Genomic DNA, 24,497 nt, shown 5'->3' with positions numbered 1-24,497 from the left:
AGCACATCCTTATAAGTAGTGTAGGAATTAAGAAATTTGTTTTGTTGTCTGATCTTCGCGGAAAAATGCTTCCTTGTTTGATCGCAGAACACTAACAATCAGCACGACACTCAGTCCCGCAAGCAGGACGGCGGCAACGATGATGCTGAACCGAAGCGGGAGCACATCACCGGTAAAACCAATCACTAAAATGAACAGGATTTGAACCAGGCTTTGACCAAGACCATACAGGCTCGTGAAGCGGCCAATCAAATCGTGCGGGACATTGTTTTGGTAAAACGTCAGGAAACCGGTTCCGGAAAACGTATTAAAAAAGCCGAGTAACAAAAATCCGACCGTCACCATCAGGAATGAGTCGGCAGTCGCATAAAGTAAGTAACCGAGCGCAACAAACAGATAACCGCTGACGAGTAATGCCTTGAGCGACAGCCGGTTCGCAAAACGTGCCACGGTCAGACCACCGAGAACGGAACCAATTCCCGTGATGCTGATCAGAAGTCCGTAATCGGTTGTGGTCAGACCGACGACTGTCTGTAGAAACACGACTTCCTGGGCATCCATCGCGAGAGCGAGACTCATGGACAGAATCCCGAGTATGTAAATCAGACAAACGAAACGATTGGTACGGCTGAAGCGGCTCACAGTCCGCCAATCTGTTGCGAGATCCCCGACCTGTAGTTTTGGAGTAGATGCTGCGTGCGGAACAGACGGCAAAGTAAGCAGTAACAGACCGGATACGAGGAACGACACCGCGTTGATCCAGATAGCCACTCCCGGTGTTGCGATAAGCAACAATAATCCGGCGATGGCCGGACCAATCAAAAAAGCACTTGATGTAATCAGACTCCGGTACGCATTAAACGATTTGCGGCTGTTTTCCGGGACGATTTGCGTCAGATAACTGATTGCGGCTGGTTCAAAAAACGCTTTGACGAGCGCAAGTCCGAACAATGTCAGGTAAATCAACGGCAACGTCGAAATCAGGGGAATTAAGGCAACGAGCAGTGCACGGATCGCATCTGTTCCAATCAACCATCGCCGGACATCGACCCGGTCAATCACGCTGCCGGCCCAAAATTTCGTGAACAGAGAGGCAAGTGGACCAATGATCCAAAGACCGGCGACCGCAGCGGCTGATCCGGTCAATTGATAGAGGTAAACATTGATGGCGACTAAATACACAAAATCTCCGAACTGGGAGATACCGAATGAGAGAAGTAGCGTTGAAGTGCGAGACACAATAGTCCACCTACTTTGGTCATACATATTTTACCAAAAGTATACAGGAAGTGTGGATGATGTGCTATACGAGAATTCAATTACTTATTCAGGACGTGAATCCGGTTTCTGTAGAAGTGACTGTAGAAGCGAACTGATTACGCTGAATGTAAAGGGGATCAAAATCAGCAGGAAAGCAAAAAGAATGAGACCGGGCGCATCATCACGGTCGGCGACGATGAACATGACAGGAAATAAACAGAGTGCGACGGCACTTATGAGATAACCACACATGGTGATGATCCCGAACGAAGAAGCGGCTGGAGTAACGGTTGCGTTTGATTTGAGGGAACGAAGGATTTTCAAGGTATGGATGAAAGCGATCAGACAAGGGATGAATGCTAATAGTCCCGCCATCAAAATAAAATAGCCCGGCTTATCCAGTAAACTATCCAGCGAGAATCCTTTCTGTGCTCTTTTAATTAAGTAGGGAAATCGCGACTCCTGTTAATCCGAACAAACCAATCAGCATTCCAGTGAAAACCAGTTGCAAATACACGAGACGCCATTTTTTCATGATCAATCCCTCCTTTCTTTCTGTCAGTATAGAACAGCCGACATGAAAGATTGCCCGTCTGAAGGCGGATTTAAGCGAGGGAATCGATTCTTTTTTATTAATTCAAAGCAAAGTACTCGGAATTAAACTTGAAGTATGTTATGCTAGAAATAAGAAAAGTAAGGAAGTAAGGAAAATCAGAAAAAGAAAGAAGGAAGTTCGGAATGGAGCTATCCAAGTTGACGTCCAAGGGACAGATTACGATCCCGAAAAAAATTAGACAAGCGTTACAGGTGGAGGAAGGAGATCGCGTTGCATTCATCGAGGAAGACGGGTTTGTCATCATGGCGAAAGCGGATTTAAAACAGCTGCATGACCTTCAAGATATATTGAGTGACGAAAAATTCAAGGCACTCATACAGAAAGCCAATCATCATTTGTAAACCAATCGATTGACCAATTCAAAGGAGGAACTACACATGGATATGCGCGAAGTGGATTTACCGGGAATCGGACGGAAGTTCGAAGGAGTTACAACACGGGGAGATAAGGTGGTCGTGATCGTCCATGATGACGGTCGCCGGGAAATGCACCATTATGACGACGACGATTTTGATGAGAGCATCTCGAGCGTGACGTTTAATGACGCCGAAGCACGGCAGATGGCCGGTATTTTAGGTGGGCTGGCCTATAAACCGAAAGACTTGGAAAAAATTGAACTGGCATTTGACGATCTCGTCATCGAATGGTTCAAGATCGGACAGGATTCAGCCGTCAATAACCGGACGATCGGTGAGCTTGATGTTCGCAATCAATATGACATCTCAATCATCGCGGTTCTGAAACACGATAAATCAAAATCATTGAATCCGGGACCGGAAACACGTCTTGAAGCAGGAGATACCATCGTCTTGTCCGGAGAACGTCAAAACGTCCGCCATATCACGAAAGCGTTATTCTCAATCGAAGGAGGCGGATGATAGATGGATCATTTAATATTTGAAGTCGGTACCGCGCTTATCTTAGTGGCGATCGCAGCATTGCTTGCGAATAAATTGAATTTTTCGATTATTCCGTTTTTAATCATTTTAGGAATGATCGTAGGACCGCACGCTCCGACAATCGGGATACTAGACTTCAAGTTCATTGAAAGTGCAGAGTTCATCAGTTTTCTCGGACGCATCGGTGTCCTGTTCCTCCTGTTTTATCTCGGATTGGAGTTTTCGATCGGCAAGTTGATCCGGTCGGGCAAATCCATCGTCACGAGCGGAACGATTTATCTCTCGATCAACTTTACCGGGGGTTTGCTGTACGGCTTCATCGCCGGCTTCCCGTTATATGAAGTGTTGATCATTGCCGGAATCATCACGATCTCATCCAGTGCGATCGTTGCGAAAGTCCTGGTCGACTTACGCCGGACCGGCAATACGGAAACCGAGTTGATTCTCGGAATCATCATGTTTGAAGATATCTTCCTCGCCGTCTATCTGTCCGTCTTGTCGGGACTTCTGCTTGGCGACGGAACAACCTTATTGTCTTCTGTCACGTCAATCTTGATTGCTCTCGGTTACATGTTGCTGTTCTTCATCATCGCAAGAAAAGCGACACCTCTCCTCAACCGGATGCTGAAGATTGCCTCGGATGAAGTGTTCATCATCGTCGTCTTTGCCGCCTTGTTCTTCGTCGCCGGCTTCTCGGAGACGATTCATGTCGCGGAAGCGATTGGTGCCTTACTGCTCGGACTGGTCTTTTCCGAGACGGACCAAGGTGAGCGGATTGAACACCTCGTCGTTCCGTTCCGTGATTTCTTCGGAGCCATCTTCTTCTTCAGCTTCGGACTGAGCATTGATCCGACGATGTTGCTCGATGCCGTCTGGCTCGCACTTGGTGCCGTCGTCATCACGATTGTCGGAAACTACGTCGCCGGGATGATTGCCGGACGGAGAGCCGGATTGTCGCATAAAGCATCCTCGAACATCGGTTTGACCATCGTCTCTCGCGGTGAATTCTCGATCATCGTCGCGAATCTCGGGATTGCCGGTGGACTGATGGACATCCTGTCACCGTTCTCCGCCTTGTATGTCTTGATCCTCGCGATCCTCGGACCACTGATGACAAAAGAATCGAAACGGATCTTTAATTTCATGAACGGAATCTTTAAATGGACGGAGCCGAAACCGAAAAAATCGAAAACGAAATCGCGATAAGCAGGTTTTTAAGACGCCACTGTCGTATTCCTTAAGTAACAAATCTGCTTAAGGAGGGATACGATGCGAGCCGTCATTTGTACTGCCTATGGTCCACCGGATGTATTGAAATTGCAAGAGGTCGAAAAACCTGTCCCGAAAGCATCTGATCTGCTGATTCAGGTATATGCCTCCGCCGTTCACTCAGGAGACCGGCGGATGCGGGCACTCGATGTCCCGGTAGCAGGGAAGCTTCCGATGCGTCTCGTCGTCGGATGGAAAGCACCGAGACAGCCGATTTTAGGAGTCGTCTTAGCAGGCGAAGTCGTCGCGACGGGCAGCCGTGTGAAGGACTTCAAAGTCGGCGATCGGGTCTACGCCCTGACCGGGATGCGCTTTGGCGGTTACGCCGAGTATGCCTGCATCAAGGAAAACAAATGTGTCCAGCAGATGCCGCGTAACGCGAGCTTTGCAGAAGCAGCCAGCCTTCCATTTGGCGGAACGACCGTCCTGCATTTTTTCCGGAAACTGAACCTCGAGCAGGCGAAGACGATCTTGATTTACGGGGCGTCCGGAGCCGTCGGTTCAATTGCTGTCCAAATCGCGAAACAGTATGGTCTTCATGTAACGGGCGTCTGTAGCGGGCGAAATGCGGAATTGGTCACACGGCTTGGCGCGGATGTCGTCGTCGACTACACAAAACCGGACTACGATGCGTCGTTAACGAAGTATGACGCAGTGTTTGATGCCTTCGGGAAGGTCGATAAACGGACAGCGCGTCAGCATGTCAAGGCGGACGGAGCGTTTCGGTCAGTCGCCGGACAAGGCGTCGCCCGGGCGCTGAAAAAAGATTTAACCCTGCTGAATGAGTGGTTTGAAGCGGGGCAAATCCAAGCGGTCATCGACAAGGTGTATCCGCTTGAAGACATCGTCGCCGCCCACCGTTACGTCGATTCCGGACAGAAGCACGGCAATGTCATTGTGTCGGTTGCCGACGATTATGGCTGAACGGGTAAAATGAAATACAATCACGTAAGGAAAAACCTTTGAACACGTGCATGAATCAAATGCATTGTTTCAAAGGTTTTTGCTTGTGCTGTAGATTACTTCAAGACATCATAGGTTGCCATGACGAATTGTCCGGACGGACGGCAACCGGTCAGGCGGAAGCGGGTCTCAAGCGTCCCTTCCGGAAACAGCGGAATCCCGCTGCCGAGAACGACCGGTGCGATCGCCAGTTCGAGCTGATCAATCAGTTGCAACCGTAAGGCTTCCTGAATCAATTCACCACCACCGATCAGCCAAATCTTCCCGTCGATCGTCGGACCGATCCGATTGATTAAGGCATCGAGTGATTCATTCGTGTAGGTCGCGTGTTCCGACAGTTTGCCCGGTTGCCGGGTCATGACATAGTTGTCGATGCTTGGGTACGGATACTCTTCGCTCAGCACCAAGACTTCGTCAAACGTTTTCCGGCCCATGATGACGGCACCGACGTCTTCCATGAACGTCGCGTACCCATTGTCACCGTCGCCTTCGACGGCAAACAGCCAATCGAGTGAATCGTTTGAACGGGCGATTTTCCCATCTAAACTGCAGGCGATATATAAAACGGTTTTTGTCATCGTAACTCCTCCTGTTGTTTGTTCTATACTTAGTCTACGGTATAATCATGACAAAAGATGTCGTAATTAAAGAGGGGATTTTTATGAAAAGTCGTCATTTAAAAGTGATGCGTCTGCTGAACCGGCAACAACTGCTGACGGCACGGGAACTTGCGGAAGCCTGCGGAGTTTCCTTGCGGACGATCCAGCGTGATTTGCTCGAACTCGAAGCAAACGGGTACCCGATTTACAGTGAACGGGGAGCGGCAGGTGGATATAGGGTCCTGCCGAACCGGTTGTTGCCGCCGCTTGCCTTGCGGGAACAGGAAGCCATCACGTTGTTTTTGATGCTTGACTGGGTCGGACAGATTCCGGATTTGCCGTTTGGTGCATTGCGGGGCAATCTTGCCGAATGGTATTTGCACGAATTGCCGGGGGATCTCGAAGTCAAGCTCGACCGGCTGAAAGGACGGGTCCGCTTTGCGCGACCGGATACACCGGCGTCTCCCTTGACACGTAACCTATTGCGTTTAATGGAAGCAGAAGTGAAAGGAGAGATCGTCTATCGTACGACGAGCGGATGCCGAACGATTGTCATTGATTCGATTGGTCTGACATTTGAGCGCAACCGCTGGTATCTGCTCGCGCAGACGGACCGGGGATTGCGCCAGTACCGTGTTGACCGGATAGAACAGGTGACTGAGACGACGATCCCGTCGAAACGAATGACGTTCGAAGAAGCAGAACATTTAAATGGAGCAGGAGAACAGGTGACGGTCCGTCTCGAGTTGACACCGCTTGGAGAACGGTTGTTCGAAGGGATTTTACCACTCAACGAGCAACGGACATGGTCGGTACCACGACTGGAACTCCCGTTTCTCGGCCGGCAGTTATTTGGACTAGGTCGGGAAGTCAAGGTACTCGAACCGTTAGCGTTACAGGAAGAAATCCGGCGCCACGCCAGTGATGTGCTGGCAATCTATCAGGCATGACAAAGGGTCCTGTTCCTAAGTCAGTAAGAAACTATGTTACGATATAACCAGAGAAACATGGTAAAAACGGAAGGGGTTTTCTATGGAAACGTTATCACTTATTTTGTTAATGCTAGCCTTAATCATCTTGACGCAAGTCCTCGGACACTACATCCGCTTCATTCCGACGGCACTGATTCAAATCCTCGTCGGAACGATTACGGCACTGTTAATCAGCGGACTGAAGATTGAAGTCGAATCGGAATGGTTCCTGTTATTATTCATCGCTCCATTGCTCTATAATGACAGTTCACATTTTCCGCGCGATGAATTGTGGAAGATGCGCGCTGCCATTTTCGGTAATGCTATCGTCCTCGTCTTATTGACGACGGTCATCGGTGGATACTTCATCAACTGGCTTGTACCGGTCATTCCGGTCGCGGCCGCCTTTGCGCTCGCTGCGATCCTCTCACCGACCGATCCGATTGCCGTCAACGGGATTGCGAAACGCGTCCAGATTCCGGAACAGATTTTAAATCTTGTCCGCGGTGAATCACTGATCAATGACGCGTCAGGACTGGTTGCCTTCAGTTACGCGGTCGCAGCTGTCGTCACCGGTTACTTTTCGATCCAACAGGCGACGACGGAATTCGTCTACATGTTCGCCGTCGGAGCGGTCGTTGGTCTCGCCATCAGTGTCGCGATGAACTGGTTGAAGATGAAATTACGGCGGACCGGAATTGAAGATGTCGTTTTTTATGCGTTGTTGCAAATCCTGACACCGTTCATCATCTTTTTTGTTGCAGAAGAAGTCTTGCATGCGTCCGGTGTCATCGCTGTCGTCACCGGCGGGATTCTCCACGCCTTGATCAAAGAACGGACGGAAACGTTTTTTGCCCAGGAGCAGACGTTGACCGACAACATCTGGACGATGATTGCCTATATCCTGAACGGGATCATCTTTTTATTACTTGGTTTGACGTTACCGGAAGCGACACGCGAAATCTTTGCCGATGATGCGATCAACAACTGGCGTCTGATGTCATTTGTGATTGAGATTGGAACGGTCATTCTGTTGATTCGTCTGATTTGGACGATGTTCTTTAACTGGTTCGACCATCGCTTCCTGAAAAAAGCGGATCACCGCAAACCGTCGTTTAAGCAGGATGTCATCACGACACTCGTCGGCGTCCGCGGAACGATTACGATGGTCGGGGTCTTGTCATTACCGTTCGTGACCGAATCAGGAGAAGGGTTCCCGGAACGGTCGCTGATCATTTTCCTCGCGGCCGGTGTCATCATCTTCACACTGGTTCTCGCGACAATCCTTTTACCGTTGCTCAACCGCGGTGAGGCCGATGCCCAGCCGGAACTCGATTTGAATTCGTATAAACAGCGGATGGTCAAACGGGCAATCACGGAAATCAAACAGGTCGTCCAAGAAGAAAACTCGACCGTCGCCTTTGATTTATTGAATGAATATCACGTCATGCTGCGCCTGTTACGGGCACAGGAGAAAAGTGAAGAAGAATTAACCCACTTCAACCAACAGCTGAAAAAACTGCGGCTTGAGGCCGTCCAGTGGGAACGTGACTTTACGAAGCAGTTCCTGCAGGAGCACAAAACACCGGACCAGTTGAAAAAAGAAGTCTTCCGGTCAATCGATAACCGGCGTGAAGCCATTGACAAGGAAGCCCGTTTCCGTCTGATGCAACCGATACGGAAAATCCTTTGGAAACGGAAACGGTCGAATATGTCATCCGATCAATTGATTTATCTGACGCAAGTCGAGCATGAACTGTATGAACAGGTCATGACAGGGGTCATCGCCCGGCTCGAAGGATGCCGCGGCGATTATCCGCCCGATGTCGTCCAAAGCGTGCTCGAATTTTACAAACGGTTACGGTTTAAGCATACACGCTGGTCGTCACCGGTCGGCGGAAAAGCCGATGTCGATCAACAAAAAGAAGAACTCTGTTTACGGGCAATCGAAGTCCAGCGCCAGGAAATCGCTTCGATGTCAAAAGAAGGCGATTTGTCCGGCGAGGAAGAAAAAGAATTGCGCCGCTTCATTCATTATATTGAGAGTGTCGTTCTTTACGAATATGTAGAATGAATGGAAAAATGGGACTGACTTAATAGTGAGGATATCTCTTGATTAAAATGAACAAAAAGGAAGGGAATTTCCGGAGTGAATCCGGGAATTCCCTTCCTTTTCCTTATGTGACACTATGTGACGTACAGACGAAAGGTTTCGCTATTGAAAAGGTGGATTTTCAACACTAAATTAGACAATTTTCTTATGAAGTTGAACCATCTGTTGTTTGAATGAATCGCTAAAAATTCTTCGTTCCCGTTTATCCTTGAACTACCTCCACCTCTTAGCGTAGCGTAGGTGGAGGTAGTTCAATATAAATCCAATACTTTACTATCTGAGCCCTTGTCAGGTCCTAGAAAATCCAATAATAAGGTATGAGTCATTTGAACATCCGGTAGTCGTGAAGTAAGAAATAAGCCCATCATCTAGCTTGATGATGGGCCGAGATATCAAAAGATCATAATTTGATTTTAACGGTGAAGAGAAAACCGGTAAATCCTGTTTTTACGTTCATGACAAAGGTATCTTCAGTCTTCGGTACGATGTAGATGACATCGATTTTTGAGTGTAAAGGAGCGTAGTAGCCTAAGCTGTCTGAATAGGCTTTTTTGTTCAGGTTGATTGTTTCTTCTGGCGTGTAGCTTTTCTTTTGACGATCAATCAATGGGAAAGTAGATGGTTTATAGTCGATATAAGAGTCAGCTGAATCTTCACCCTTTACTTGCATCTCAAGTCTGACGGATACGGCTTGTTTATCTTTGGGAAGATCCTTAAGTTGAACACGTTTCGCCGAACTGACCATGAACCCACGTTGCTTCAGTAAGTTTTTATCACCAGGATAAGTCTGAAGACGACCTTTATCCATTAGTTCTTCGATGACGTCTTTATTTTTTCCCTTTGACTGTTTCTTTTGAATCGGTTCATTCGGTTGATCTTTTAACTTTTGTCCGGTCGTTATGACAGTTGGTTCAGCCTTTGGTTGAACGGTCGTCGTTGTCGTCTCTTCTGCTGCAAAGAAGAATAAACTTGCAACACCTGCGACTAGTACCGTACCGATTGAACCAAGGGCAATCTTGAATTGACGTTCGGTCGATTTTTGGTTCGAAACGACACTACCGATTGCAGCGTTCGGTGTGATTCGGACAGCCCGTTGAGCGGGTAAGAGGGCACCAAGAACTCCCGTGATGACAGGAATCAATAACATGATGCTCAAGAAACCGAGCTCACCAGTCGGGAATTGATTGTAAACGAAACCGATCATCGCAAGGGCAATCAGTAAGCCGATGATTCCAGCGAAAAGTCCCGTCATCAGTCCTTCACTTAAGACGAGCGTCCGGATTTGACCATTGTGCCAGCCGGTTGCTTTTAAGACGGCGAGCTGACTCTTTCGCTCGTTGGAGTTCTGCCACATGATTTCGGTCGTCGTCAGGATGGCGATCAAGAGTGCGACACTCATCGCGACGTAATGCATCGTGCCGACTTCGAGCGCGACGTATTCCCCGAGCCATGTCGCATACAGGACACCCTTCAATCGGAACGTAATGAACAGGAAGAAGATGAACAGACTCGTCGGCAAAGCGATCGCGATCGTCGAGAGGATCGTTCGTTGCCAGTAGGTTGCGAGTTGATTGATGCTCATCCCAAGGACACTTTGTGCCCGGACGAACCGACGACCTTTTGAGACTTCACCGGAGCGCATACTCTCGAATGGTTGAATCCGGCGGATGAGCGTCATCGGGACGAGCGTACCGCCCCAGTAAATCAACAGACCAGCGAGTCCGATTAAGATGATCCGTGATAAGGCAATCGGGTGATCCGTCGTCAGCCAGAACGAACCGAGGATCGTCCAGGAAATTAAGGCAACGAGTGTACCGAGTAACGTCGCTTCCAGGAACAGCAATTTCGAGAGCTGACGTGGTCGCCAACCAAGCGAGAGCAAGATTGCGAATTCTTTCTTACGTGCATAAAGTAAGATGATGTTCGAGCTAAAGACATAGACGAGTGCGACGGCAATGACACTGGCGATGATGCCACTCATCCCGACCTTCGCCTCTTGGAAGATCGCCATCGACGAACCGAGTTTGATCCACGGTTGCTGAACCCATCCGAGTGCTGATTCCCCTTTTAGTCCAGGCAAATAGGTCAAGGCGAGCTGTGGTGATGAACCGAGTGTGACGTCCGTGATCAGACCGGTCTTGTCCTCAATCTCTTGAGCGACAGCTTTCAACTTTTTCTCACTGGTCGCGTTCATCGCCTCGACACCTTTGACGTTGACACGAATGGCAGAAATCGCTTTTTCACCGCGTAACTTAAAAGCGGCATCAATCGTCGTCAGCATCGACGGTGGTTTTGTCAAAAAATCATACGGATCGTTCGTCGGTTTGACGTCGTGAACTGGATTGACCGGTTTCTCGTTTTTATCCATGACCCATTGGGCTTTCGCGGGGAAGTAGGTCTCCATCGGCAGTTCCGTCAACGGGTCCTTCGAGATGTTTAATTTTTTTGGATCGAAGACACCAATGTAGTTCAAACGCATCTTGGGAACGGCATCCATGTTGATGGAGGTATCACCAAAGGATCGTACTTTTCGATACATCGATCGTTTTGAGATCAGAACGTTCTTCGAGATCTCTTGAGGTGTCACTTGATAAGTGAATGGCCAGCGTGTAGCAAATGGACTAGCGATTGTTTGATATTCAACGGATGATGGTTTTAAAGACATCCATTCAAAGCTTCCTGGGAGCCTCTCCGGAAGTTTATCCTGCAAAATATTCTGCACGAGTTGCTTAGTAGCTTGTTGAGTTGACACGTGAAATTCTTTCGAAGTATTGACCGGAAGTGTTTTGAGATAGGATTCACCACCTTTTTTCATGATGCCTCGTACCGTATCGACCATCGAGTCGTTGATGACTGGCACATCGACTTTCTCGTAACGTAGGGTCCGTGTCGCATTGACGTATTCCTGACTATTCAGAATCAGTGGGATACCCCATACGTCATTTCCATAATCGTCCACGACATCGTCTTTCGTGAAATAACGGCTATGGGTCGCTTTCTTAGTCGCCTGGTCAAGTCCGACAAGCTTTGCTTCTGCTTCCGGATCAATCCCGGCAAGCATCGTAGCACTTCCATAACCGATGATAGGATGTTCTCCTAACCCTTGTGGACTGATATCTCGATTTAATCCGTCACTCTCTGGAGGGAACCAGCCTGCACCGACAAAAGAAGTGGTTGTCTCCTTCTCTTTCTTTAAACCAGTGTCTTGCGTGTCCTGAATCGTAATCTTATAGATGCCTTGATCCTTGAAATTGTACGTCTCCGACTCGGCATAAGTATTATAGTTTCCAATCATCGCGATGGGGGCAGCGACTTCGACGTCAGCGATCTTTTTGATCGTCTCGTACTGTTTACGGGTGATGCCACCGTCGAGTCCACTCATGTAGTTCGGCTCGAGTAGGTTCAAGTCTTCCGTCACGCTCCTACTACCCTCAGGTCGAACTACGATATCGTAGGATGATCCCCAACGTTTTTGTAGCTCGTCAACGACCGTTCCGTTATTGGCTTGCGTCGTTCCAATTAAATAACTCAGTCCAGTGCTGACGATTAATACACCGATAAGAAGAAGAATGAAGCGCTCTTTGTTACGCCACCACGAGTTCCAGATGAACTTAAGCATAGGCAGGTACCTCCGACGATTCGACAACTCGACCATCTTTCATCGTAATCGTCCAGTTCGCACGTGCTGCGAGGTCGGGATCATGCGTGACGAAAAAGACACCACAGGCGTTCTCACGGTTCAGTTTCGTTAACAGACTAAAGATGACCTCACCAGTCGCTGTGTCAAGATTCCCAGTCGGTTCATCCGCGAGTAACCACTTTGGACGATGGATGAGTGCGCGGGCGACGGCGACACGTTGCTGTTGTCCACCGGAGAGTTGCGAAGGGAGAGAATGGATCTTGTCTGCGAGTCCGACCTCCTCCAGGAGCTCGAGTGCCCGTTTTTCCCTATCATAGTCGACCTTTCGTCCGAAGAGAGGAGCGAGCACGTTCTCAATTGCTGTCAGTATTGGGATGAGGTGGAACTGCTGGAAGATGAAACCGATATTCTCGAACCGGAAGTCCGAGAGTTGCTTTGCATTTAGTTTAGAGATGTCTTTCCCGTTGAACAGCAATTCTCCTGAAGTCGGAGTGTCGAGCGTCCCAAGAATACTGAGCAACGTCGACTTACCAGAACCGGAAGGTCCGATAATCGAGATAAAGTCTCCTTCAGCGAAGTCGAGTTGGATATCCTGTAAAGCGAACGTCTCGTTTTCACCTGTTTGGAACGATTTCGTAATATTTTTGCACGTAAACGAATAAGCCATGTACCTTACCTCCTGGAAATCGTATTTAATCAATTCCATATGTAAGTAATAAAACCCATTACTTTCCTATTATAATCATAAAAATAATGTCATTAAACCATTAAAATACAGAAATGTCTGAAAAATAAGTCAATTATTTAAATGATTAATCTATTCTAGTAAAAATATTCATTCCACTCTTCGAATAACGAATATCTTCGTTCATGCTCATCAAGTAGATATTAGTTAGTGTTACATGCCAATACAGATAACTATCGTGTCAAGACAAGCAAAATGAAAACAAGGAAGTCCACATCTGTGAAATGATGTGGACTTCCTTCTATAATAACTATGCTATTTGCTAGGTTAAGTAATTAATTATTCTTCACGACGATCATTTATAAACATCTCGTCGATGCCCTATCTCAAGAATTAAGATCACGACTTTTTCATCCTGAATGTCAGCGATTAGACGATAGTCACCGATTCGATATCGCCATTCACCAGAGCGATTCGAGACGAGTCCTTTCCCATGACGACGCGGATCATCCGTCCCGACAAGGTTCTTCTTGATCCAGGACATGATGATCCGCGCTTGTTGTGGGTCCATCTTCTTGAGAGACTTTTGAGCCCCGCGCTCGAACTCTACATTATAAGCTGTCATTCTAAATCAAGTTCCTTCATCATGTCGTCGAAAGAAATCGCTTCTGAGTTTTTACGGTGTGCTGCCATGGAATCATGATAGAGTTGTAAATCGATTTCGTCTTCGATACGGTCGAGGACGGCATCGCGTACGAGTGTAGAAATCGTGATGTTTTTCGCCTTCGCATAATCCTTGATGAGGCGTGTATCCTCATCATCCAAGCGTACGGAAATCGTACTCATGATTATCATCCCCTTTGTAATACATTGTAATACAAAATAGGTTTTTAGTACATAGAATTGAATTGGATGATTCAGAATAAGCATTCTTTAAAAGCTAAAGGTCCGGCTTGTAACGTATGTGAAAACCTTAAATGAATGCATCTTGTTACAAGCGTATTTCCTCATTTCCATAATAAATATAGAGGGTTTAAATGCGATAATTTTGTGTGTTATTCATTAATTTGAATAGAAATGGCCGATGATTCCGTGGAAAGAAGGAATCATCGGCCATTTTATTAATTTTAGAGCGACTTATGAGTCAGCCACATTTTGCGATTAACCGAGTGACAGGTATTTGACTTCGAGGTAATCCTCGATGCCGTAGACGCCGCCTTCACGACCGAGTCCACTTTCTTTATAACCGCCGAATGGTGCTTGCGCAGCGGATGGTGCGCCGTCATTCAAACCGACAATCCCGTACTCGAGTTTTTTACCGAGACGAAGCGCTTCGTCGATTTTTTCCGAGAACGCATATGCCGCAAGACCATACGGTGTGTTGTTCGCGCGTTCGATGACTTCGTCGAGTGTTTCGAAGACAGAAATCGGTGCGAGCGGACCAAACGTTTCTTCCTGCATGCAAATCATGTCTTCTGTCACGTTACCGAGGACAGTTGGTTCGACGAAATAACCGACGGAGTCGTCAATTGTGCCGCCTGTTAAAATCGTGGCGCCTTTTGCGACGGCGTCGTCAATATGTGCTTTGACTTTAGCAACAGCTTTTGCATTGATCAACGGTCCGATTGTTGAATCGGCATCGAGCCCGTTACCGACTTTCAACCGCTTGACTTCGGCGACGAATTTTTCAGTGAAGGCGTCGAGAACCGATGCCTGGACATAAAAGCGGTTCGTTGCGACACAAGCTTGACCGCCGTTGCGGAATTTCGAGCGGATGGCACCTTGAACGGCTTTGTCGAGATCCGCATTTTCTGTGACAATGAATGGAGCGTGACCACCGAGTTCAAGTGATAATTTTTTCATTGTATCAGCCGCTTGACGCATGATTAATTTACCGACCGCTGTTGAGCCGGTGAACGTGATTTTCCGGACGCGGGAATCGGCTTGCCAAACACCACTGATGGTTGCAGCGTCTCCCGTCAAGACGTTGATGGCACCAGCCGGAATACCCGCTTCAATCGCCAGTTCGACGAGGCGAAGTGCTGTATACGGTGTTTCTTCCGATGGTTTGAGGACGACCGTACAGCCTGCAGCAAGCGCCGGAGCGAGTTTCCGTGTAATCATCGCCGCCGGGAAGTTCCATGGTGTGATCGCCGCAACGACACCAACCGGTTCTTTTTCAACGAAGAGCCGTTTTCCGGGCACAGATGCCGGAATCGTTTCCCCGTAAATCCGGCGTGCTTCTTCTGCGTACCAACGGACGTATTGGTTCCCGTAATCGATTTCTCCACGTGCTTCGATGAACGGTTTTCCTTGTTCACGTGTCATGATGTCTGCCAGTTCATCGCGGTGTTCCTGAATCAAGCGGTACCAGGCATCGATTTTATCAGCGCGGTCATCGGCCGTCCGTTCCGACCAGTCGACGAATGCCGTACTTGCTGCATCGACGGCACGTTGCGCATCGTCTGCTGTACTGCTCGGGACGTGTCCGAGCAATTCTTTTGTTGCCGGGTTGAAGACCGGAATCGTTTCCTCTGTGTCATACCATACTCCATTGATTACATTTTGTTCTATCATGTGTTGCACCTCCGTGTGTTTTCATTACGTCCCTTATTAAACACCCATCCGGCCGGTTTGTGTACTTCCGCTTTGGATGGGGGGCATAACGAACTGGAATACCCCCGGGAAAACCGTTAAGCAAATGAATAATTGGGAATATAAAGAATAATGACAGAAAATCTCAGATCGAAGAAGGGATGGGATGAATATGAACAGGAAGTGGATCGGAGTCACGCTTGCCGGAATTGTTCTGGTCAGTGGATGTAATCAACAGTCGGCCGCATCGGCAACGAAAGCGAAACAGACCGAGCGACAGGCGACAGACACGGATTACATACGGCAGGAGTTAAAGCGCGCTGATTTCATTGCCGCTCAGTATGATTACGCCCGGGCGATCCGGATTGTCGACCGGTTAAAGACGACGGAAGCCAAACAAAAGCGGAAGGAATACGCGGCGAAACAGGCGGATCTCAGTATGATTAAAGCCGGTACGTCCGTCCCGCACCTGTTTTTCCACTCCTTGATCGCCGAACCGAAACGCGCCTTTGACGGGGACCGGAAACAGCAGGGCTACGATGATTATATGGTGACGCAAGGGGAGTTCGAACGGATGTTGACCGCTCTGTATCAGCGGAACTATGTCCTCGTCCGACCGACTGATCTTGCGGTGTGGAAAGACGGACGGATGACGGAAAAGGGGCTCCCTTTTCCAAAGGGCAAAAAGCCGCTTGTCCTGTCGCAGGATGATGTCAACTACTATGAATATATGACGGGAGACGGTTTTGCGACGACGTTGAAAGTGAAAAACGGGCGGATCACCAATTCGATGACCGGAAAACCGGACGGTGCGTATGATCTCGTGCCGATCGTGGATGCGTTCGTCAACCGCCATCCGGACTTCTCTTACCATGGTGCGAAAGGATTACTTGGTATTACGGGCTATAACGGCGTTCTCGGGTACCGGTCGTCGTATGCGCAGTACGGAAGTTCTTCTAAAGTTGAGCAGGCGCGTCAACAGGCAAAAGCGACTGCAACGGCCTTGAAGAAGGACGGATGGCAATTTGCCAGCCACACCTATGGTCACATCGCGATCGGAAAAGTCAGTCTGGCAACGCTTCAGGCGGATACGGCTCGCTACAACCGTGATGTCGCCCCATTGATCGGAACGACCCGTCAGTTGATTTATCCGTTCGGCAGTGATATTCAGAATTGGCATGGGTATACGGGGGACAAATACCGCTACTTGACGCAGCAAGGGTTCCATTATTTTTATAACGTCGATGCGTCGCAGCATGCCTGGAAACAGTTAGGCAAAGACTATTACCGTCAGGCACGGATCAATGTCGACGGGATCCGGCTCCGCCAGGCACTGGCGAAAAAAACAAAGGTCTTGGACCCGTTCTTCGATTCGAAAGCCGTCTTTGATCCGATGCGGCCGGTCGTTAAAAAATAATCTCATTCCTGAAAAACGAATTGACCCATTTAGTGATTCACGACTCTCCACGTGACATTAAATGGGTATTATTTATATAGAGGAGAAAGTAGAGACGTCAGGATGTGACGGTTGCTAGAACCTCAATATGGTTCGTATGGAAAGGAACCCAGGACATGCACACAGGATATAAGCTGTTGATGGCAGCAACGGTTGTCAGTTCTACGATTGGTTTTACTCATGATGTTTCGGCACAATCGGACAGCTTCAAAATCGCTTCGACGAGCTACAGTCAACCGTTGACCCAAATTGAGAGCTTCATCGGCGGAAAGAAAGTGGAAACGGTACGTTACACGTTAGGCAGTGTCGACCGTCTGCATGATGGCTTGTTGTACAGTTCTTACGGTGACCAGGTTATCAACCTGAAAAACAGCAAGACGACACTCAAAAAAGTCGCCGACTCGCCACTGCGGGTTACAAAGTATAAAAATACTTACTATGTCTTAACTATATCCGCGCTCAATGAATTTTCACTGACAAAATATACGTCTGATTTCAAAAAAATCGGCCAGACGAAACGGTTTGGCGGTCACGGACGGGACATGATCGTAACCGGAGATAAAGTGTATGTTCTCGCAAATAACATGGAGACAGAAACGAATTCGGTTGAAGTATATACATTTGATACTACACATTTTGCGTCTCTCCATCTTGAGAAAATCAAGCCGATGGTTTTTGCGTTTCATTTCCGGCATACCGGTAACGAGTTGAAAATTTACGGCAATAAAACAGAAACAGGGGAAGAGTTGTCGATTGCGTCGTATGACTTAAAAAAACAACAGGGCAAAATCGTCCTGACATCCAAGCAACCCGTCATGTGGATCGATGAAACAAAAGCCTTGTCGCCGACAAAAGATTTAGTCTTCAATACGTATTCGATGCTCGAAGTCGATCAAAAGACGAAACAGGTCCGGGTGCTGTACAGCAGTAAACAGGCACTGATTGACTATGCGTACGACAGCAAAACAAAAACGTATCACGTCCTCGAAGGGAATTTCGAGACAAAAGATTTCCGTGTCAAGACGCTGAACAGCCACTTTAAACCGGTTGCCGATTATAAGTTTCAGCCAATCGGCCGTTTGATGCCGTTTCAGGTGTTATGAAAAATTTAGGAAGGGGTGTAACTTATGCAAAAAGCTTACAAGCTGCTGATGTCAGCAACAGTTGTCAGTATGACTGTTGGATTTAATCACGCTGTAGCGGCGCAAAAAGATACGTATCAAGTCGTATCAACAAGTTATCAGCAACCGATAACAACATTCGAGACTTATATCGGCAATAAAAAGATTGAAACGGTGCGTTATGCGCTGAAAGGCGCTGATCGTCTGCATGATGGATTGTTGTACAGTTCTTATCATAACCGTGTCATCAACTTGAAAAATAGTAAGACGACCATCAAGCAGATTGAGTCGGGACCGATGCGAATCAAGAAGTATAAAAATGCCTATTACGTGATGAGTTTATCGGCAATCAATCAATTTTCGCTGACGAAATATACATTGGACTTTAAGAAAATCGGTGCGACGAAACGTTATACCGGCTTCGGAAAAGATTTGATCGTGACCGGTGACAAATTATATGTTTTGGCAGATCATATGAAAGGAATCGATTACTCGATCAAACTCCATACCTTTGATACAACATCATTGAAACCTCTCCATCATGAGATCATCGAAGAATTAATCTATGCCGATTACATTCGCCTAGCCGGTTCACAACTGAAGATTTACGGTACCTCACCTAAGAACGAGAATAAATTAACGATTCTGTCTTACGACACAAAAAAACAGCGTAGCACGAATACGATGACTTCAAACCAGTATGTAAAAGGTGGAGTAGAGAAAACACAGATGCTCTCACGGGAAACCGAACTGATTTTCAATATGGACTGTTTCTTTGAAATCAATCATCGGACGAAACAAGCCCGACTTCTGTATGACAATGATCATGATTTGATCGACTACGTGTATGACAGCAAAACGAAAACCTATCATGTCCTTGAGTTAGTTACGCAAACAGGCGAGTACCAGGTCAAGACGCTGAACAGCTACTTTAAACCAATTGCTACATATCGTTTAAAACCATCCGACAGCGTTAGTCCATTTCGTGTATTGTGAAGAAACAAGTCCTGTGACTTGTTTTTTTTGTTAGGTTAACAGACCGACCAGTCGCTCGCCCCGAAGACGGTATGTCTGCAAATGAAGCCGAAACTGATCATAACCGATCGGGTTGTTTTCTGCATCGAACGCAAGCTGTTTCGTCCGTTCAACGAAATGCAGATTAAAACAGCCCGAGAGCCATAACAAGGCAGCCAACCGCGGATCGTCTTGCGATACGAGGACGGTCGGCGAATTATAGTGGGTCAGTAAACTTTTGGCTAAACGTCCGGACACGTCATGCGAGCCAATCCCTTCCGTCCGGGCATACCATTTGATCAGCCAGGCCAAATCCTGCACGCGGTCGGTTGCACCGATATGTTCGTGATCAACGATTCCAATGATTTGTTGATTCTGATTCCATAAGATGTTGAGCGAATTCAAATCAGTCGAGATGACCGGTTGAAAGGAAGGAGATTGGTGATATTTTGCGGTGTCGAGATGATATTGTGCTAGATTCAGATACTCCTGCAGGGAATTTCGGGCCGATTCCGGCATCCGTGAGACCAAAAGGCGTTGTAAATCGCCGAGCCAACGTTGATAGACAATCGTATGGTCAATGTATGGAAAACAGATATCGTGTTGGTGCAACGAGACATCATGTAACTGACGGGCTAACGTGCCCATCCGAGCCGCCGTATGTATCGTATTTGCCGTTACGTGGTGTCCGTCCATCCAGTGGAACAGACAACATGTCCAATGTAGTCCGACCGGATCCGTGATGGTCGTAAAAAAAGCTTCGTTCGCCGGTTTCACACGCTCCATGAACGGAATGCCCTGCGTGCGCAAATAATCGGTGTATCGTAACTGTAGCGTAAGGATATCCGATGTAGATTGTGGAAGAGAAGACTCGATATAACGCTTTTTCGGCAACAAGCGTATCGAATAGGGGTGTCCGTCAATCAGGATTTTGTAGTGTAAATCTCCGTGTTTGCCGTAGGTTGTTAAAGAGACGGGTTCAACTTCAAGCGATTGAAAGTCAAGATCGTAACTCATGACTGCCTGATTGATTAAAGTAAATGGGTTGGTCTGTTCCATAGTCGGAACTCCTTTCTGCATACGCTCTCATTTGAATTCAAAGAATACCCATTATAGCAAAAACATTTATTTGAAATCCATTACACTGAAAGATACAAATTTTGTATAATGTGTAAGATGCTAGATTAAATAATGAACACAAGGAGTCAAATGGGATGAAGATTGAGATTCAAAACACTTCAAAAACATATCTGAATGGGAAAAAGGCATTGATGGATGCCAACATCACGTTAGAACCGGGCGTCTATGCTTTGTTCGGAGAAAACGGGGCAGGTAAGTCGACGTTGATGAAGATTTTAGCAGGATTGCTTAAGCCATCAACGGGTAAGATTCTTGTTGACGGACAAGAAATGTCGCCGCTTGCTGACGCGTACCGTGAGAAAATCGGCTATCTTCCGCAAGATACCCCAGTCTACAGTAACTTTACTGCCGCTAAATTTTTAAGTTATCTCGCGACCGTCAAAGGGGTGCCAAAACAGGATGTCCAAACAAGCGTCATGTCCGCCCTCGAAGCGGTCAACATGACAGAACACGCCAATAAGAAGTTGAAAAGTTTTTCCGGCGGCATGAAGCGGAGAATCGGGATTGCCCAATTGTTGCTGAATGATCCGGAACTCCTAATCATTGATGAGCCGACGGCCGGCCTTGATCCAAAGGAACGGATTCATTTTCGGAATCTGATTGCGTCGATTGCCCGGAAGCGAATTGTACTGCTGTCGACCCATATCGTTTCGGATGTCGGATCGATTGCCCGTGAAATCATTTTGATGAAACAGGGACGCATCATTAAACAGGCCAATCCGTATGAACTATTGGATGAAATTGCGACGGAAATCTGGACTGTTGATGTGACGGACCAGGAATTACTCGATTTACAAGAGACATATCAAATTGGATCAATCCAACAGACGCGACAAGGTAAAAACCGGGTCCGAATCATTTCAAGCCAACTGCCGCATCCGAAGGCGGTTCAAGATGAGCCGCAGCTGGAAGACTTATATTTGTATCATTTGGACGGACGGGGAAAAAGTGCATGAGCCAGTTGATACGCTTTGAATTGTATAAACTCTGTACATCAATTCCTGCCCTGCTGTTCATCGTCGCCTTGCTGCTGTACTTGATGTCGTCCGTATTTTCAGAAGAGGAAGCAAACGTCCGCGCGAAGTATGCCGCATGGGAAGGTCCGGCGACAGCAGAAACATTTAAGAAAATACATGACCGCGCAAATAAAATTAATGATGAAGATTATGATCTAGATAATCAGTTTGGTTCCGCCACTTCATACGAAAATGAAGCATTCGCCCATCTGTTTAACATCGAAGAAGCACAAATTTTTAAAGCGCAGGGGCTGGAAGCGCTAGCGAATAAAACGGTTGAACCGGGCTTTGACGAACGGGACCGTGCCTTACATATCAGTCTGTTGAAACAAATCAATCTGGACACGATCCAGTACCACATCCCGGCAGAAAAAGCAGTAGCGTTCACGACTCAAACCGGCGTTGCTGTCCTGCTGTTCCCTTTGCTGTTGCTGATTGCGTTCATCTATTCCAAAGAGCGGGTTTCGGGCGTTGATCAATACCAACTGCCTGCTGTGAACGGTCGGACGAAGTTACTGACGGCGAAACTGATTGCTGGATCGATCTTCCTGACAGGCGTCAATATGATCTTGCATCTAGGCATTCTGGGTCTTGCCTCGTATCGTTTCGGAACCATCGACTGGTCCGCTCCAATGCAGGTTGTAAACGGTTTGACCGATTCACCGTACCCGTTCTCCATCGGGCAATATTGGTTAGTATCGTTTGGTTATCAGACATTTGTATTAATCGTGCTTGGCATTTGGGTGCTAACGATATCGTTTTTCGCCAAAACAGCGATTCAAGCGATTCTTTGGTCGAGCATTTTAATGGGTGTCCCGCTTCTTTACCAGTTTGTGATTTCAGGCATCTTTTTTCTGGAAATGAAACTTTTTGAGCAAGGGATTTTATTTTTCCCGAGCCGTGCCTTGTTGACCGGAGAAGTGTTTAAGACATATCAAACGATCCATCTTGGGATTCCGTTGCTGTTGCCGGTTGCCATCCTGCTTGTGCAGTTAGTCGTGACCCTGATTGTATTGAAATTCCTTTATCAAACTAGTCGAAAGAGGCAAGTCGTATGAAAAAATCAGACAGTACGTTGCGGGAGTTAATCCGCTTTGAGTGTTACAAATTGTTGCAGCAACGCTTTTTATGGTTGTTGCTGCTTGTCATCTTGATTGCCGGATTGTACTTTTCCGTGCAACGGATGGGATGGCCGTGGGCGGATCGTGTCAACACAGGGTTTGAAGGGGAACTGACGACAGAAATGATTGCGCGTGCGGAAGCGGGGAGTGAAGCCTATGTCAAAAAAAGTCATCCGACAGCAGAGGAAAAGAAACAAAATGCTTCCTATCATAACGTGCTCGAGGCTGCATCCGCTTATGGCAAGCAATCCAAAGATGTCTCTTCGCTCCGTCAGGAAGGAGAGGAGGCATCCACTGTATATGAAAAACGGCAATTCTCATTACAAGCTGATTTGACGGAAGCGATTGATTATCGTCCGGTCGGAAACTATCAAACGTTTGATCAACTGCTGACGTTTTCAGGAACCGGTGGATATGCGTTGTTGGCAGTGGTCCTGATTTTCGGAACAGCAGTCAGTTTCTCGAATGAATATCAGACCGGTGTTGCGGCGTATCTGTATTCTTCACGGCATGGGAGAAAACAATTGTTGACGGCCAAGCTGATCGTATCCGTCGCACTGGTAACGGGGACGATTCTAATCTACAATCTGGTTCAACTGCTATGTTTCTTCCGCGGGCATTCCGGTTGGGATATTCCGATCCAAGCGGCTTACGGCAACTCACCTTACCCGTTGACGTTCGCTGAATTATACGGGTTTTCCGTATTGTATCAGTGGGTGATTGCCGTTTCGCTTGTCATCGTCCTGTTGTTCCTGTCGATGTTGATTAAACAGACGGTGGTCGCTGTATTCCTCGGTGGACTCATCGTCGGCGGACCTTTTCTGATTGAAACGGTTCTGTTTAATACAGAAACACCGGAGTTCATGTGGACTTTGGTGAAGTTCACACAGGGACAGGCACTAAGTGTTTACGTTTTATTCCGGGAGTATGTGACGGTTAATGTCTTCGGTTATCCGGTCTTGTTACCGGTTGCCGTACTTGTTGTCACACTTATCACGTCACTCATTTTAATCAAACTGATGTACCGAGTAATTGGTCGGAGAATGGCATGATGAAATACGAGAAGGTTCGGCTGTCGCGAGACCAAGCCGAACCTTCTTGTGTAAACCGATAAAAGATTACTTACAAAACAAACGTCGCCGGTTGCGTTCCGTCCTGATCCGTAAAGCCGTAGTCACGTGCGAGATCCGACACGAACAAAGCTTGCCCGGTCCGTTGCAGGATATCCGGGTCCTGGGCAAGGGCGACGACAGCCTGTCCAACATAAGCGGTTGTCTCAGTCGCATCACTGCTGAAGCCTGCGTCGACGACCCGTTCCGTCCGCATGAAGCCGGGACAGAGCGCAATCGAAGCGACGCGAGACGTTCGAAGTTCCTGACCCATCACAAATGTCATTCGGTTGATTGACTGCATCGCTAAGTCATAATACAAATTGCCGGCGGCTTGATCCGGCGTGAACGACGTCAAATTGACGATCAATGCTGTTGGACTTTGCTGAAGCAACGGAACAGCCGCCCGCGTCGTCAGCAAATAGGCTTTCGGGCCGGCGACCATCATCGCGTCCCAGTGTTCCGGCGGACGTTCCCAAAATCGTTTGCCTTGCCCCACAGGAAGGGAAGCTTCCGAACCGCCGAACACACTGTTGACGAGCAGATCAATCTGACCGTGCTGGTCTTGAATCTGTTGGAACAAGCAAGTTATCTCGTCCGGATCGGTATGGTCACAACGGACCGGAATACCGAGACCACCGCGAGCCGTGACACCGGCGGCCGTCTGTTCAATCGTTTCCGGACGACCGTCGGTGGAGCTTTCCTGCGTACTGCGTCCCGTCACGTAGACGGTTGCTCCGGATCGTCCCAGTTCGTAAGCGATTCCGCGACCGGCGCCGCGGGATGCGCCGGTAACGACAGCAATCGTATCTCTTAATGAATCCATCTGGTTTTCCCACCTCACTTTAAAAATAGGACACGACAGAAAAAGGGACTTTCGATTAAAATCGGAAGTCCTTTTCGTCTCACG

General features: G+C 47.7%; 22 protein-coding genes. 12 read left to right on the top strand and 10 right to left on the bottom strand.

All coding sequences use genetic code 11. From position 1 onward, the window contains the following. Positions 1–27: 27 nt before the first annotated feature. Positions 28–1,239, bottom strand: coding sequence for an MFS transporter (locus MUN34_RS06820; protein ID WP_247857240.1), 1,212 nt, complete (start codon positions 1,237–1,239; stop codon positions 28–30). Positions 1,240–1,323: 84 nt separating this feature from the next. Further along, positions 1,324–1,635 carry a DUF2975 domain-containing protein gene (locus MUN34_RS06815; protein WP_247857239.1) on the bottom strand — a complete coding sequence of 104 codons (312 nt, stop codon included), beginning with the start codon at positions 1,633–1,635 and terminating at the stop codon, positions 1,324–1,326. 363 nt (positions 1,636–1,998) lie between these two features. On the opposite strand from MUN34_RS06815, the gene MUN34_RS06810 reads away from it, so the two are divergent. From MUN34_RS06810 to MUN34_RS06795, 4 genes are all read left to right on the top strand, one after another. After that, the gene (locus tag MUN34_RS06810) at positions 1,999–2,217 is read left to right on the top strand and encodes an AbrB/MazE/SpoVT family DNA-binding domain-containing protein (protein WP_026831312.1); all 219 of its coding nucleotides are present in this window, start codon (positions 1,999–2,001) and stop codon (positions 2,215–2,217) included. Between the two features lie 36 nt (positions 2,218–2,253). Beyond that, the gene (locus MUN34_RS06805; RefSeq protein WP_247857238.1) at positions 2,254–2,754 is read left to right on the top strand and encodes a cation:proton antiporter regulatory subunit; all 501 of its coding nucleotides are present in this window, start codon (positions 2,254–2,256) and stop codon (positions 2,752–2,754) included. 3 nt (positions 2,755–2,757) lie between these two features. Next, the gene (locus MUN34_RS06800) at positions 2,758–3,981 is read left to right on the top strand and encodes a cation:proton antiporter (protein ID WP_247857237.1); all 1,224 of its coding nucleotides are present in this window, start codon (positions 2,758–2,760) and stop codon (positions 3,979–3,981) included. A 63-nt stretch (positions 3,982–4,044) separates the two neighbouring features. Continuing rightward, the gene (locus tag MUN34_RS06795) at positions 4,045–4,968 is read left to right on the top strand and encodes an NAD(P)-dependent alcohol dehydrogenase (protein WP_247857236.1); all 924 of its coding nucleotides are present in this window, start codon (positions 4,045–4,047) and stop codon (positions 4,966–4,968) included. A 95-nt stretch (positions 4,969–5,063) separates the two neighbouring features. Here MUN34_RS06795 and MUN34_RS06790 read toward each other — a convergent pair whose 3' ends face one another. Further along, positions 5,064–5,585: a dihydrofolate reductase family protein gene (locus tag MUN34_RS06790; protein WP_247857235.1), complete on the bottom strand. Its 522-nt coding sequence runs from the start codon at positions 5,583–5,585 to the stop codon at positions 5,064–5,066. 83 nt (positions 5,586–5,668) lie between these two features. Here MUN34_RS06790 and MUN34_RS06785 point away from each other — a divergent pair, with 83 nt between their 5' ends. Further along, the gene (locus tag MUN34_RS06785) at positions 5,669–6,556 is read left to right on the top strand and encodes a helix-turn-helix transcriptional regulator (protein WP_247857234.1); all 888 of its coding nucleotides are present in this window, start codon (positions 5,669–5,671) and stop codon (positions 6,554–6,556) included. Between the two features lie 82 nt (positions 6,557–6,638). After that, on the top strand, positions 6,639–8,651 hold the full coding sequence (locus tag MUN34_RS06780) for a Na+/H+ antiporter (protein ID WP_247857233.1): 2,013 nt from the start codon (positions 6,639–6,641) through the stop codon (positions 8,649–8,651). 439 nt (positions 8,652–9,090) lie between these two features. On the opposite strand, the gene MUN34_RS06775 is transcribed toward MUN34_RS06780, so the two are convergent. From MUN34_RS06775 to MUN34_RS06755, 5 genes are all read right to left on the bottom strand, one after another. After that, on the bottom strand, positions 9,091–12,309 hold the full coding sequence (locus MUN34_RS06775) for an ABC transporter permease (RefSeq protein WP_247857232.1): 3,219 nt from the start codon (positions 12,307–12,309) through the stop codon (positions 9,091–9,093). Beyond that, positions 12,302–12,997 carry an ABC transporter ATP-binding protein gene (locus MUN34_RS06770; protein WP_247857231.1) on the bottom strand — a complete coding sequence of 232 codons (696 nt, stop codon included), beginning with the start codon at positions 12,995–12,997 and terminating at the stop codon, positions 12,302–12,304. Before MUN34_RS06770 ends, MUN34_RS06775 begins: the two co-directional genes overlap by 8 nt. 373 nt (positions 12,998–13,370) lie before the next feature. Continuing rightward, positions 13,371–13,640, bottom strand: a complete 270-nt coding sequence (locus MUN34_RS06765) for a type II toxin-antitoxin system RelE family toxin (protein WP_247857230.1) — start codon at positions 13,638–13,640, stop codon at positions 13,371–13,373. Then, positions 13,637–13,861 (bottom strand): type II toxin-antitoxin system RelB family antitoxin, encoded by a 225-nt coding sequence (gene relB / locus MUN34_RS06760; RefSeq protein WP_247857229.1) that lies wholly within the window; start codon positions 13,859–13,861, stop codon positions 13,637–13,639. Before relB ends, MUN34_RS06765 begins: the two co-directional genes overlap by 4 nt. Before the next feature lie 315 nt (positions 13,862–14,176). Continuing rightward, positions 14,177–15,592, bottom strand: a complete 1,416-nt coding sequence (locus MUN34_RS06755) for an NAD-dependent succinate-semialdehyde dehydrogenase (protein WP_247857228.1) — start codon at positions 15,590–15,592, stop codon at positions 14,177–14,179. 190 nt (positions 15,593–15,782) lie between these two features. Here MUN34_RS06755 and MUN34_RS06750 point away from each other — a divergent pair, with 190 nt between their 5' ends. From MUN34_RS06750 to MUN34_RS06740, 3 genes are all read left to right on the top strand, one after another. After that, positions 15,783–17,027 carry a polysaccharide deacetylase family protein gene (locus tag MUN34_RS06750; protein ID WP_247857227.1) on the top strand — a complete coding sequence of 415 codons (1,245 nt, stop codon included), beginning with the start codon at positions 15,783–15,785 and terminating at the stop codon, positions 17,025–17,027. 155 nt (positions 17,028–17,182) lie between these two features. After that, positions 17,183–18,169: a hypothetical protein gene (locus MUN34_RS06745; RefSeq protein WP_247857226.1), complete on the top strand. Its 987-nt coding sequence runs from the start codon at positions 17,183–17,185 to the stop codon at positions 18,167–18,169. A gap of 24 nt (positions 18,170–18,193) precedes the next feature. Beyond that, positions 18,194–19,183, top strand: coding sequence for a hypothetical protein (locus MUN34_RS06740; RefSeq protein WP_247857225.1), 990 nt, complete (start codon positions 18,194–18,196; stop codon positions 19,181–19,183). Positions 19,184–19,213: 30 nt separating this feature from the next. Here MUN34_RS06740 and MUN34_RS06735 read toward each other — a convergent pair whose 3' ends face one another. After that, the gene (locus MUN34_RS06735; protein ID WP_247857224.1) at positions 19,214–20,260 is read right to left on the bottom strand and encodes a phosphotransferase; all 1,047 of its coding nucleotides are present in this window, start codon (positions 20,258–20,260) and stop codon (positions 19,214–19,216) included. A 155-nt stretch (positions 20,261–20,415) separates the two neighbouring features. Here MUN34_RS06735 and MUN34_RS06730 point away from each other — a divergent pair, with 155 nt between their 5' ends. From MUN34_RS06730 to MUN34_RS06720, 3 genes are read left to right on the top strand one after another with little or no spacing between them, the layout of a single operon-like run. Then, positions 20,416–21,297, top strand: coding sequence for an ABC transporter ATP-binding protein (locus MUN34_RS06730; RefSeq protein WP_247857223.1), 882 nt, complete (start codon positions 20,416–20,418; stop codon positions 21,295–21,297). Beyond that, positions 21,294–22,415, top strand: a complete 1,122-nt coding sequence (locus MUN34_RS06725) for a hypothetical protein (protein WP_247857222.1) — start codon at positions 21,294–21,296, stop codon at positions 22,413–22,415. Before MUN34_RS06730 ends, MUN34_RS06725 begins: the two co-directional genes overlap by 4 nt. Beyond that, on the top strand, positions 22,412–23,530 hold the full coding sequence (locus MUN34_RS06720; protein ID WP_247857221.1) for an ABC transporter permease subunit: 1,119 nt from the start codon (positions 22,412–22,414) through the stop codon (positions 23,528–23,530). The genes MUN34_RS06725 and MUN34_RS06720 overlap by 4 nt, the downstream gene beginning before the upstream one ends. Before the next feature lie 70 nt (positions 23,531–23,600). Here MUN34_RS06720 and MUN34_RS06715 read toward each other — a convergent pair whose 3' ends face one another. Then, positions 23,601–24,413, bottom strand: a complete 813-nt coding sequence (locus tag MUN34_RS06715; RefSeq protein WP_247857220.1) for an SDR family NAD(P)-dependent oxidoreductase — start codon at positions 24,411–24,413, stop codon at positions 23,601–23,603. Between the last annotated feature and the right edge of the window lie 84 nt (positions 24,414–24,497).

The organism is Exiguobacterium sp. 17-1 (genome assembly GCF_023096305.1).
GTDB lineage: Bacteria > Bacillota > Bacilli > Exiguobacteriales > Exiguobacteriaceae > Exiguobacterium_A > Exiguobacterium_A sibiricum_A.
Note: the sequence above shows the minus strand (reverse complement) of the source record. Positions and strands in the feature narration are given on the sequence as shown.